General features: G+C 65.9%; 10 protein-coding genes. 7 read left to right on the forward strand and 3 right to left on the reverse strand.

The genetic code is table 11. From position 1 onward, the window contains the following. Together BM436_RS35190 and BM436_RS35195 are read left to right on the forward strand one after the other, a co-directional pair. A partial coding sequence (locus BM436_RS35190) for an integrase core domain-containing protein (RefSeq protein ID WP_143133496.1) occupies window positions 1–376 on the forward strand: 376 nt, incomplete at its 5' end. Continuing rightward, a complete protein-coding gene (locus BM436_RS35195) occupies window positions 333–1730 on the forward strand; it encodes an esterase-like activity of phytase family protein (RefSeq protein ID WP_229491052.1) in 1398 nt (465 codons plus the stop codon). The genes BM436_RS35190 and BM436_RS35195, both read left to right, overlap by 44 nt. A 6-nt stretch (window positions 1731–1736) precedes the next feature. On the opposite strand, the gene BM436_RS35200 is transcribed toward BM436_RS35195, so the two are convergent. Then, the gene (locus BM436_RS35200) at window positions 1737–3011 is read right to left on the reverse strand and encodes a DUF445 domain-containing protein (RefSeq protein WP_093561586.1); all 1275 of its coding nucleotides are present in this window, start codon (window positions 3009–3011) and stop codon (window positions 1737–1739) included. Window positions 3012–3013: 2 nt separating this feature from the next. Beyond that, window positions 3014–4612 carry an RNA repair transcriptional activator RtcR gene (gene rtcR / locus BM436_RS35205; protein ID WP_093561587.1) on the reverse strand — a complete coding sequence of 533 codons (1599 nt, stop codon included), beginning with the start codon at window positions 4610–4612 and terminating at the stop codon, window positions 3014–3016. Window positions 4613–4868: 256 nt separating this feature from the next. On the opposite strand from rtcR, the gene BM436_RS35210 reads away from it, so the two are divergent. The 5 genes from BM436_RS35210 to BM436_RS35230 all read left to right on the forward strand — a co-directional run bounded on the left by BM436_RS35210 (window position 4869) and on the right by BM436_RS35230 (window position 10864). Further along, entirely contained in the window at window positions 4869–6104 is a 1236-nt protein-coding gene (locus BM436_RS35210) for an RtcB family protein (RefSeq protein WP_093561588.1), read from the forward strand. 14 nt (window positions 6105–6118) lie between these two features. Beyond that, window positions 6119–7141 carry an RNA 3'-terminal phosphate cyclase gene (gene rtcA, locus BM436_RS35215; protein ID WP_093561593.1) on the forward strand — a complete coding sequence of 341 codons (1023 nt, stop codon included), beginning with the start codon at window positions 6119–6121 and terminating at the stop codon, window positions 7139–7141. 122 nt (window positions 7142–7263) lie between these two features. After that, window positions 7264–7737 (forward strand): cytochrome c-550 PedF, encoded by a 474-nt coding sequence (pedF, locus tag BM436_RS35220; RefSeq protein ID WP_093561589.1) that lies wholly within the window; start codon window positions 7264–7266, stop codon window positions 7735–7737. 17 nt (window positions 7738–7754) lie between these two features. Further along, window positions 7755–8573: a substrate-binding periplasmic protein gene (locus tag BM436_RS35225; protein WP_093561590.1), complete on the forward strand. Its 819-nt coding sequence runs from the start codon at window positions 7755–7757 to the stop codon at window positions 8571–8573. Then, window positions 8570–10864 (forward strand): TonB-dependent receptor, encoded by a 2295-nt coding sequence (locus BM436_RS35230; RefSeq protein ID WP_093561591.1) that lies wholly within the window; start codon window positions 8570–8572, stop codon window positions 10862–10864. The genes BM436_RS35225 and BM436_RS35230 overlap by 4 nt, the downstream gene beginning before the upstream one ends. A 120-nt stretch (window positions 10865–10984) precedes the next feature. Here BM436_RS35230 and BM436_RS35235 read toward each other — a convergent pair whose 3' ends face one another. Next, entirely contained in the window at window positions 10985–11305 is a 321-nt protein-coding gene (locus tag BM436_RS35235) for a high-potential iron-sulfur protein (RefSeq protein WP_093561592.1), read from the reverse strand. Window positions 11306–11567: the final 262 nt, after the last annotated feature.

The raw sequence follows: 11567 nt of genomic DNA on the forward strand, positions 1-11567 counted from the left end.
GCAGTTCACTGATCGCTTCGCGGCCAAGGACAAGAAGCCCAGCGGCCAGCACGCCTTCGACAAGGCCTGCGCGGCCATCGCTGTCGAGCACCGCCTGGCGCCGCCGCGTCATCCACAAACCAATGGCATGGTGGAGCGGTTTAATGGCCGGATTAACGAACTGCTGCGGCAGACTCGTTTCGATAGCAGGGCCGATCTGGAGACGACTTTGCTGAACTACCTCAAGCTCTACAACCACCATATTCCACAACGCGCCATCGGCACCAGGACACCGATCCAAGCGCTCAAGGAATGGCAGCGGCAGAAGCCCGAATTATTCGTTAAACGTGTTTATGATCAAACGGGACTCGACAGCCAAGTACTACGTGCCGTATGAAGGCGCCAACGCCAAAGTGAAAGAGGAGTTCCCGCTTGGCTTCCTGCCATCCTACGGTTCCTCGCTGGCCTTCAAAGGCAGCAACGCCAATGGCGACCTGGAATTCTACGGCCTGACCGACCGCGGCCCGAACGGCGACGGCCCCAACGTTCCCGCGCCGAGCGGCAGCGGCACCATGGGCGCGAAAATCTTCCCGGCCCCGAGCTTCACGCCGTCGATCGGCATCATCACCGTTGGCAAGAACGGCGCCGTGTTGACCTCCTCGCAGCCGATCAAGGCGTCCGCCACCGTCAACGCCACCGGTCTGCCGCTGCCTGCCGGCACGCTGGGCAATTCGGCCGAAATGCCCGTGATGGACGCGATGAAGTTCGACGCGAACAGCAAGGCCGTGTTCAATGCGAATGGCCTGGACAGCGAAGCCGTGGTGCTGGACAAGAAGCGCAACGTGTTGTGGGTGGCCGATGAATACGGTCCATTCATCGTGAAGATCGATCCCGCCACCGGCATCATCCTCAACAAGTACGCCGCCGGTTCCGGCCTGCCCGCCATCTTCGCCAAGCGCCGCGCGAACCGAGGCATCGAAGGCATGGCGCTGGACACCAGCACCGACAAGCTGCACACCTTCCTCCAAAGCCCACTGACGGACGGCAGTTCGCTGTACGCCGTCACCGGCAAGAACGAGCAGATCGAGCGCTTCTCGCGCTTCACCCGCTGGGTGGAATTCGATCCCGTCACCGGCGCCACGGCGAAGATGTACGCCTACCCGCTGAGCGGCAGCGACTACCAGGACGGCCGCACCGGCAACGCCAAGCTGGGCGACATGGTCGCACTGGGCAACGGCAAGTTCATCGTGATCGAGCAGGGCGCCGCGCCGAACGGCAAGGTGTTCAACAAACTGATGCTGGTGGAAATCGGCGGCGCGACCGACATCAACGCGGCCGCCTTCAACGCCGCCACTTCCGACCTGGAGAAAAGCTCGATGAGCGGCGCCGCCGTCAACGGCGCCGACTGGTCCCAGGTTGTCGCGCTGAAGAAGACCGTGCTGCTGGACCTGAACGCCATCGGCTGGCTGGCGGAGAAGGCGGAAGGACTGACCATTGTCGACGGCAACACGCTGGCCCTGGCCAACGACAACGACTTCGGCCTGAAGACCAGGATCTACACGCCGGACGGTGTGGCGGTCGCCGATGCCGACGTCACCAAGTGCAATGTGGATGCGAACGGCGCCATCATCGCCAGCACCACGCTGGGCTGCAACGCCGCCAACACCATCCGCGTGGCGCGCGGCGACGACCGCGAACGTCCAAGCCGCCTGTGGCTGATCAAGTTCGGCAAGGCCCTCACGGCCTATTAAGCGGCGTTATTGCATGCGCACGAAGCCGATGATGTAGGAGCTTAGAAACAGCAGCAAACCAATGCATCCGCCCACAATGGTCCCATTGATGCGGATGTATTGGAGATCCTTGCCGATATTGAGCTCGATCTGGCGCGACATGTCCTCCGTATCCCACTTTTTCACCGTGTCGCTGATATGGCGCGTGAGGAACTCGGCGAAATCGGGCGCCATGGCGTTGGCGGCGTCCTCCATGTGACGGCTCAAGGAATCGCGCAGTTCCGGGTTGCGTCCTAGTTCCTCGCCCAGCCACTTGCTCATGGCGGCCACGCGGCCATGCAGCTCCGAGTTCTCCGCCGACAGGTCTTGCCGCAGCCAGGAGCGCAGGCCGTTCCAGATCTCGGCCAGATAGGTGTTCACCGACTCGCCTTCCCGGATGTAGCGCTTGATTTCCTCCGCGCGTTCGTGGAAGGAAGGGTCTTCCCGCAGGTTGACGATGAACTGCGCGATCATCTGGTCCACGCGCCGGCGCAGCTTGTGCGAGCGGTCCTCGGCCACCTCCATCAGCAAGGTATTGAGCGCCTCGGTCACCCAGTCCGCGCCCTTTTCGCCCAGCCAGGCCGTGGGCAGCACCTTCTCCATGGCCGCGTGCTCGCGCTTGAGCCACTGCACGATGCTACTCGAGATCAGTTCCTGGTTCTCGGGCGCGCGCAGATGCAGCAAGGCCTGGTCGATCACGTCGTCCAGCACCTCCTGGTGGCGGCCGTCCCTGGTCAGCGCGTCCAGCACCGTGGCCAGGGATTTTGCCAGGTCTATCTTGGCCAGCATGGCGTGGAAGGCGTCCTTCAGGAAGCGCTGGATGCGCGCGTCCTCCGCCATGTCCAGCACACCGGCGGCGAAGCGCACGACATAGGTGCCCAGGATGCGGTCGTTGGCCGGCTCGGCCAGCCACAAGCCCAGCTTCGCGACCGGGTCGTGCTTGCGGATCAGGCCCACCAGCGAGGCTGGATCGAGGAACTTCTCCTGCACGAACAGCGCCAGGTTGTCGGCGATGCGGTCCTTGTTGTTGGGGATGATGTTGGTGTGCGCGGAGATGAGCGGTATCGGCACCTTGCGGAACAGCGCCACCACGGCGAACCAGTCCGCCAGCGCGCCCACCATCGCCGCCTCCGACACCGCCTTCACGCAATCGACCGCGAACCCGCGGGGCAGGAACGACGTCACCAGGAAGACGACCGCCGCGCCGATCAGGAACAGCAGGGCGGTCCGTTTGGATTTCTTCAGTTCCAGTTCTTTGTCCATCGCTAGCTCGCTATGTGGTCCCACTCAAGGTCGAACCGGGCCAGGTACTTGCGCAGCCGGTCCGCATCGTTCGGTTTGGCCTTGCTCTCGCGCGAGACGGCAAACAGCTTGCGTCCCGCATCGGACATGCTTTTGGACTGGCGGCACACCTCCAGCACCGCCTGCAGCTGCAACCGGTCGAACAGATCCAGCCGCGCGGCGGCTTCCGCGCCCATCGTCTCCTCCAGTATATGACCGCCCGGAGGGGATGGCGCGAGCGTACGCCATTGTCTCTGTAAACGTTCGATTTCGGCGCTAGCTACGGCGGTGGTGATGCGGCCCGATTCGGCCAGCGTCGCCATGCGCGTCACGGAGGCGGAGAGGTCGCGGAAATTGCCGCTCCAGCGCGCCTCGGGCGACACGGCGAAACGCATGAAATGCTCCCGCGCCTCCTTGTTGAACCGCACCAGCGCGCCGTGTTCGGCGCCGAATTGCGCCAGCAGGTAATCCAGGTTGGGTTCTATGTCTTCCGGCCGGCCGGTCAGCCCGGGAAGCGCGTAGGTCCACAGGTTGATGCGCGCGTACAGGTCTTCGCGGAAGCGCCCGGCGGCCACCTCCTGCGCCAGGTCGCGGTTGGTGCCGGCGATGAGCTGGAAGTCGCTTTTCACCTCGTGGTCGCCGCCCATGGGGAGGAAGCGCTTCTCTTCCACGGCCTTGAGCAGCATCGCCTGTTCATCCATGCCCAGTTCCCCTATCTCGTCCAGGAACAGCAGGCCTTTATGCGCCGTGCGCAGCAGGCCGGGACGGTCCGCCGCCGCTCCCGTGAAGGCGCCCTTCACGTGGCCGAACAGGGTGGAGCCGGCGCCGTCGCCATGCAGCGTGGCGCAGTTGATTTCGACGAAGCTTCCATCCAGCTGGTGCCTGGCCTTCTTCAATTCGAACACGCGCCGCGCCAGGAAGGATTTGCCGGCGCCGGTTGGTCCCATCAGCAGCATGGGCGCGCGCGAACGCACCGCCACGTGCTCGATCTCGTCGATCATCAGGTTGAACCGGGGATTGCGGGTGGCGATGCCGGACTTGAGGAAAGCCACGCCCTCCTTTTGCACCGCCGAATAGCGTTGCGCGATCTGGTCGTAGCGAGACAGGTCCAGGTCGATCAGCGTATAGCTGCCGGGCGAGCCCGGGCCTTGCCTGCGGGGCGGCGCCGTTTGCAGCAGGCAGCCCGGCAGGTAGCGCGCCTCCGTCATCAGGAACATGCAGATCTGGACCACGTGGGTGCCGGTGGTGATGTGGATCCAATAGTCTTCCTTGTCCGGATCGAAGGGATAGCTGTGCGCGAAGTCGAACAGCCGGCTGTAGACGTCCTCGAAGTCCCAGGCGTCGCTGATCGGCACATCGTGCGTGTTGACCAGGGTGTGCGGCGAGACGGTGGCGATGTCCTCCTTCACCTGCCGGGCCACGGGGCCGAAGCTGCCGTTGTAGAGCAGTTCGATCCGGTCGATCAGCACATCCTCCTGCTGCGCGAGGGCCACCGTGGGCCGCCACTTCTCCCAGCGCGCGCTGCCACGTCCGTTGTCCAGCTGCGAGCCGACGAATCCGATGACGACCAGTTTCTTTTTCATTTGGTATAAAAATTTATATGAAAGGATAATTTATCACAAAAGCTATTTTTCCGGCCATCGAAGAATTCCTTACTTATCAATGACTTGCTGAGCGCCGCCACGCTGGCACAGCGCTTGCAATATAGGAAGAACAAGCTAACGAGGAAAACAAAATGGGCTGGGTAATAAGCGCCGGAGCCGCTGGCAAAGGAGGAAAATCCCCAGGGTCGAACATCATCTCCGCGCTGGTCGGGGATGCTTGAATCAAGGAAGAGATATGAAAAACGAAAACTACGAGCAAATGAACATCGAGGGCGGCAGCCCGGTGAAGATGTGGACCAGCGGCGTGCCGGTCGAAGCGTCCGCGAAGGAGCAGCTGGCCAACACGGCGAAAATGCCCTTCATTTACAAGCACATCGCGGTGATGCCGGACGTCCATCTCGGCAAGGGCTCGACCATCGGCAGCGTGATCCCGACGCTGGGCGCGGTGATCCCGGCCGCCGTTGGCGTGGACATCGGCTGCGGCATGATGGCGGCCAAGACGACGCTGAACGCGCGTGACCTGCCGGACAACCTCGGCCCGCTGCGCAGCGCCATCGAGAAAGCCATCCCGCACGGCATGACGCCGAAGACGCGCGGCTACAAGGGCCGCGACGAGGGCTCCTGGCACAACTCGCCGTCGGCGGTGGACGCGGCGTGGACGCGGCTGAAGGATGAATTCGAGGTGATCTGCCAGAAGACGCCCAAGCTGCGCAACACCAACAACCATCGCCACCTCGGCACCCTGGGCTCGGGCAATCACTTCGTGGAGGTGTGCCTGGACGAGGAGGGCGCGGTGTGGTTCATGTTGCACTCCGGTTCGCGCGGCGTGGGCAACGCCATCGGCAGCCACTACATCGAAGTGGCGCAGCAGGACATGCGCATCCACATCGCCAACCTGCCGGACCGCGACCTGGCCTATCTGCAGGAGGGGACGAAGCACTACGACGACTATGTGGAGGCGGTGGGCTGGGCGCAGAAGTTCGCGCGCATGAACCGCGAGGTCATGATGCAGAACCTGGTCGCCGCCGTGCGCACCGTGATCAGGAAGCCGTTCGAGACGCACGTGGAGGCGGTGAACTGCCACCACAACTATGTGCAGAAGGAGCGCCACTTCGGCAAGGACGTGCTGGTGACCCGCAAGGGCGCCGTGTCCGCGCGCGAGGGGGAGCTGGGCATCATTCCAGGCTCCATGGGTGCCAAGAGCTTCATCGTGCGCGGCAAGGGCAACCCGGAGAGCTTCAACAGCTGCAGCCACGGCGCGGGCCGCACCATGAGCCGCAACGAGGCCAAGCGCCGTTACACGCTGGCCGACCAGGTGCGCGCGACGGAAGGCGTGGAATGCCGCAAGGACGCCAACGTGATCGATGAGATTCCAATGGCGTACAAGGACATCGACGCCGTGATGCATGCCCAGCGCGACCTGGTGGAAGTGGTGCATACCCTGAAACAGGTCGTCTGCGTGAAAGGATAGGAAGGATGACGGAGATGATAGAACTGGATGGATCGCAGGGAGAGGGCGGCGGCCAGGTGCTGCGCACGTCGCTGACCTTGTCCATGATCACCGGGCAGCCGGTGCGTATCAAGAACATCCGCGCCAACCGTCCCAAGCCGGGACTGATGCGCCAGCACCTGGTGGCGGTGCAGGCCGCCGCCGAAGCCTGCGGCGCGGAGACGAGCGACGCGGCCCTCGGCTCGCGCGAACTGGCGTTCCGGCCGGGGCGGATACGCGCGGGCGACTACAGCTTCGCCATCGGCACGGCGGGCAGCAGCATGCTGGTGCTGCAAACACTGATGCCCGCGCTGCTGTTCGCGGACGGGGCGTCCACCGTCAAGGTGAGCGGCGGCACGCACAACCCGAAGGCGCCGCCGGCCGAGTTCCTGCAGCGCGCCTACGGCCGCGCCATGAAACTGATGGGCGCCGAGATTGACATCCAACTGAACCGCCACGGCTTTTATCCGGCCGGCGGCGGCGAGGTGGTGGCGTCGGTGCGGCCGTGCGCGCAACTGCGCCATCTGGACCTGATGGCGCGTGGCGAACGCACCGGCGCTTACGCCGAGAGCTTTGTCGCCGCCGTGCCGCCGGGCGTGGCGCGGCGTGAACTCGATTGCGTGGCGAACGCCATGGGCTGGGGCGAGGACCAGCTGCACGTGCGCCCGCTGCCCAACGACCAGGGGCCGGGCAACGCCCTGCTGCTCACGCTGGAGAGCGAGCATGTGACCGAGGTGTTCGCCGCCTTCGGCGAGAAGTCCGTGCCGGCCGAAATGGTGGCGCGGCAGGCGGTGAACGACGCGCGCCGCTACATCGCCTCAGGCGCCGCCGTCGGGGAACACCTGGCGGACCAACTGATGCTGCCGATGGCGCTGGCCGGCGGCGGCAAGTTCACCGTGGACCGCGTGTCGCAGCACGCCCTCACCAACGCCGAGGTGATCGCGCGTTTCCTGCCGGTCGACATCCGCTTCCAGGCGGAGGAACGGCACAGCGTGTGCACGGTGTCACAGCGCATGTGACACCTGTTCCAAAGTGACACAGTGGCGGGTGGCGGCACGGCGCGCCACTGTGCCGCGAGCGCGTGGCACGCCAATTGCTCCTAGTGGATCAGTAGTCATTCACAATCATAGGAGACAGCATCATGAACATCCGCAGCAAACGCCTCGCCTTCGCCGGCGCCGCCGCGGCGGCCATCATCGCCGCCGCCGGGGCCTACGCCCACGGCGATGTCACCCCGCAGGGCGTGGACACCACCGGCCTGGCGCCGCTGGGCGACAAGTGGCGCGACGAGAACCCCTACAAGTCCGACCAGCTGGCCTTGAAGATCGGCGCCTCCGCGTACAACCAGAACTGCGCCCGCTGCCACGGCCTGGAAGCGGTGTCGGGCGGCATCGCGCCCGACCTGCGCCGGCTCGACCAGGACTGCGCCGACGTCAAGAACGCCGCCAAGAAGGCCGCCTGCTACAAGGAGGTCGACGCCTACTACCTGAGCTCCGTCCGCCTGGGCAAGGTGCGCAACGGCGCCGTGTACATGCCGCCGTTCGAGGGCACCTTCAACCAGGAAGCCATGTGGGCCATCAAGACCTACCTGGAAACCCGCCGCGCATCCAACTGACACGGAAGGCTGACGCCATGTCCCACTTATACCGCAAGGCCGGCGCGGCGCTGGCGTTGGCCTGTCTCGCCTTCTCCGCGCAGGCCGATATGAACAAGCTGCGGCAGTCCGGCGGCCTGAAGGTCGCCGTCTACAACGAGTTCGCCCCGTTTTCCGACAAGGGCGCCGGCATCGATATCGACCTGGCCGACGCGCTGGCCAAGAAGCTCCAGCTGCGACTGACGCTGCTGCCCTTCCCGGCCGGGGAGAACCTCGGCGACGACCTGCGCAACATGGTGTGGAAGGGCCACTACCTGGGCTACGGACCGGCGGACGTGCTGCTGCATGTGCCGGTCGACAACCGGCTGATGGCGGAGAACGACAAGGTGCGCATCTTCGCGCCCTACCACGTGGAGACGGTGCGCCTGGTGCGCAACGCGCAGTCCATGCCCTCGTTCGACAGCATCGAGTCGTTGGCGGGCAAGCGCGTGGGCGTGGAAAAGGTCTCGATCGCGGCCATGGTGATGCTGGGAGAGGGCAATGGCCGCTTCCGCGAGAACGTGCGCATCTTCCCCACGGCCGCCGCGGCGCTGGAGGAACTGAAGGCCGGCCGGCTGGACGCGGTGCTGGCCAACCGCTCCGAGATCGAGGCCGTGTTCCGGGGCGACCCCGGCTTCCCGCTGGACCAGGCGGTGTTCCAGCGGCTGCCCCGCAATGGCTGGGCGGTGGGCATGGCGGTGCGCAAGGGCGACGAGGATGTGGCGCTGCTGCTGCAGGCCGCCATCAATGAAATGCGCGACAGCGGCGAACTGCAAGCCATCTTCGCCAAGCACGGCGTGAACATGGTGCTGCCATGAAGCGCGGCGCGCTCGCGGTGGCGGCGCTGCTGGCCGTGCAGGCGCCGCGCGCCGCCAGCCCGCTGGCCAGCGTGGAAATCGTCGGCGTGGCACCGCTGCCCGGCATGGGCGTGGAGCGCAAGACGCTGCCCTACGCCGTGCAAATGGCGGCCGACGGCGCCCTGGCGCGCGCCGATGGCGACAACCTGAGCGAATTCCTGTCGCGCAGCTTCACCGGCGTGAACATGAACGAGATCTCGGGCAGCCCTTTCCAGAACGACCTCACCTTCCGCGGCTTTCGCGCCTCGCCGGTGCTGGGCACGGGACAGGGCATTTCCGTCTACCTGGATGGCGTGCGCGTGAACGAACCGTTCGGCGACGTCGTCAACTGGGACATGCTGCCGGAGGCGGCGATCGGCAGCGTGCTGCTGGCGCCGGGCTCCAATCCCCTGTACGGCCTGAACACGCTGGGCGGCGCGCTGGCGCTGAACACCCGCTCCGGCGCCAGCCATCCCGGCCTGGAGGGCGGCGTCATGGCGGGCAGCCACAAGCAGCGCCGCGCGGACCTGGCCTATGGGGCGGGCGCGGACGGCTGGCATGCGTTCGCGGCGGGCACGCTGTTCGGCGACGGCGGCTGGCGCGCGCATTCCGACGGTCGCCTGGGCAATCTGTTCGTCAAGCTCGGGCGCGTGCGGGCGGCCACGGAATGGCAGTTGACCATGCTGGGCGGCGAGAGCCGCCTGGTGGGCAACGGCCTGCTGCCGGACGGCTTGTACGAAGACGAACGGCGCGCCGCCTACACCTATCCCGACGAAACGCGCAACCGCCTGCGGCAGACCCAGTTCAGCGTCACCCAGCGCCCGCGGCCGGACGTGCAATTGACCGGCGCGGCCTATCTGCGCAACAGCCGCCGCGACACCGTGAACGGCGACGTCAGCGACGCCTATGGCGACTACGTCGAGGATTGCGGCGAAGGCTTCCACGCCAGCGGCGCGCCGCGCGAACCCGACGAATGCGGCTATACGCGCGCGCGGGGCGGCCGCTTGAACACGGCGTCGCTGAACACCACCAGCACGCGCCAGCGCAGCCACGGGCTGAGCGCGCAACTGGCGGCGCAACTGCCCGGCCACCAGTTGATGGCCGGCCTGACCTACGACCGCAGCAAGGTCCGCTTCGCGCAATACGAGCAGGAGGCGGACTTCACGCCCGAGCGCGCGGTGGCCGCGGAGGAGGACGAGGAGCGCGAGCTCGATGTGTCGGTGGTCGGCTCCTCGCGCAGCGCCGGCTTCTATTTCACCGACACCTGGACGCTGCGGCCCGGCACCTGGCTGACCATGTCCGCCCGTCACAACCACGCGCGCGTGGCCAATACGCTCAGCAACGGCGGCGTGGCGCAGCCGGCCGAGGCCTTCATCTACCGCAAATTCAATCCGGCCCTGGGCATCGCGCACGAGGCGGCGCCGGGATGGACGGTGTTCGCCAACCTCGCGCAGAGCAACCGCGTGCCGACCGTGATCGAACTGGGATGCGCGGACCCGGACAATCCCTGCCGCCTGCCGGTCGGCCTGCAATCCGATCCCTACCTGAAGCAGGTGGTGTCGCGCACGGCGGAAGCGGGCGCGCGCTGGCAGTCCGGCCGGGACACGGTGACGGCCACCGTCTACCGCACCGTGAACCGGGACGATATCCTGTTCCACAGCGCGGGGCTGACGCAGCACGGCTACTTCTCCAACTTCGACCGCACGCGGCACCAGGGCCTGGACCTCAGCGCCGGCATGCGGCGCGGGCCGCTCACCGCGCGCCTGGGCTACAGCTGGCTGGACGCGGTGTATGCCGCGTCGGGCGAACTGTTCACCGGCACGCGGCGGGTGATGGTGGAACCGGGCACGCGCATCGCCGGGCTGCCGCGCCACACGCTGAAACTGGGGCTGGACTGGAAAGCCAGCGACACGCTGACGCTCAGCGCCGACATGCGCGCGGTGTCCAGCCTGGTCACGCAGGGCAACGAGGACGGCCTGGCGGAGGACGCGGAGGACGGCGAGGCGCCGAAGCGCGCCGACCTGCGCATACGCGGCCACGCGCTGCTGTCGCTGCGCCTGAGCTACAAGCCGGACCGGAACTGGGAACTGTACGCGCGCGTGAACAACGTGGCCAACCGGCGCTACGAGACCTACGGTTCGGTGGGTGTGGACATGTTCCCCAACGGCCGCCTGCTGCGCCCGCACGTGGAAGCGGATGAGGCCGGCCTGGCGCGCTTCGTCGCCCCCGGCGCGCCGCGCTCCTTCATGGCGGGCTTGCGCTACAAGTTCTAGTTTCGTGCCGGAAAAACAAAAAGGGGTCAGGTTCGGTATAAAAAAAATACCGGAAAACGGGGGGCAGATTCGGTATTGGAAAAATACCGAACCTGACCCCTTTTTTCTTTTTACGTCGCGTTACGCCGGCGCCTTGGCCCAGGCCAGGCACCAGCCCGGGCCTGCGATCTGCTTGCGGCCGAACATGGCGCAGCCGCCCCAGGCATCGCCCGGTTTGCCCTGGAAGAAGGAACAGTTGTCGCAGCGCTGGGCGGTCGTGTGCTTGGGGTATTTCTTGGCGTCGACTTTGGCGGTGTCGTGGCGGTAGCCGAGCGCCGCGGCCTGCTCGCTGTTCTCGTCGACGCGCGCCGGCGCCGTTTGCGCGCCGGCCAGCGATGCGGCGCCCATGCCGCCGACGGCGAGCAACTGGCAAATGAAATGGCGGCGTGGTGGTTGTTGCATGATGGTCTCCTTGTGGTTGAATGACGAAAGGCGCTTGGCGGCCTTCCGTATCCATCCAACAGCAACCACTGTGCCAGCGCGGCGTCCCCGGCCACATGCGGTCTTCCGGAGGCGCGCCGTTTCAAAAAAGGACAAGGCGGCCACCGGGTGTGGCAGGACGGCGCAGTGCTAGCCCGGATATTTCATGAGAAGAGGTCGGCGGCCACGCCATGAAGCGCGTTGTTATTGGTTCTCACGCCTAACAACAACCGAGGACCGCCGA

The sequence above is a fragment of the Pseudoduganella namucuonensis genome (genome assembly GCF_900116645.1).
GTDB lineage: Bacteria > Pseudomonadota > Gammaproteobacteria > Burkholderiales > Burkholderiaceae_D > Rugamonas > Rugamonas namucuonensis.

Coding starts and splice junctions, on each gene's coding strand:
- BM436_RS35195 (WP_229491052.1), top strand. CDS start 333: ATGATCAAACGGGACTCGACAGCCAAGTACTACGTGCCGTATGAAGGC.
- BM436_RS35200 (WP_093561586.1), bottom strand. CDS start 3,011: ATGGACAAAGAACTGGAACTGAAGAAATCCAAACGGACCGCCCTGCTG.
- rtcR (WP_093561587.1), bottom strand. CDS start 4,612: ATGAAAAAGAAACTGGTCGTCATCGGATTCGTCGGCTCGCAGCTGGAC.
- BM436_RS35210 (WP_093561588.1), top strand. CDS start 4,869: ATGAAAAACGAAAACTACGAGCAAATGAACATCGAGGGCGGCAGCCCG.
- rtcA (WP_093561593.1), top strand. CDS start 6,119: ATGATAGAACTGGATGGATCGCAGGGAGAGGGCGGCGGCCAGGTGCTG.
- pedF (WP_093561589.1), top strand. CDS start 7,264: ATGAACATCCGCAGCAAACGCCTCGCCTTCGCCGGCGCCGCCGCGGCG.
- BM436_RS35225 (WP_093561590.1), top strand. CDS start 7,755: ATGTCCCACTTATACCGCAAGGCCGGCGCGGCGCTGGCGTTGGCCTGT.
- BM436_RS35230 (WP_093561591.1), top strand. CDS start 8,570: ATGAAGCGCGGCGCGCTCGCGGTGGCGGCGCTGCTGGCCGTGCAGGCG.
- BM436_RS35235 (WP_093561592.1), bottom strand. CDS start 11,305: ATGCAACAACCACCACGCCGCCATTTCATTTGCCAGTTGCTCGCCGTC.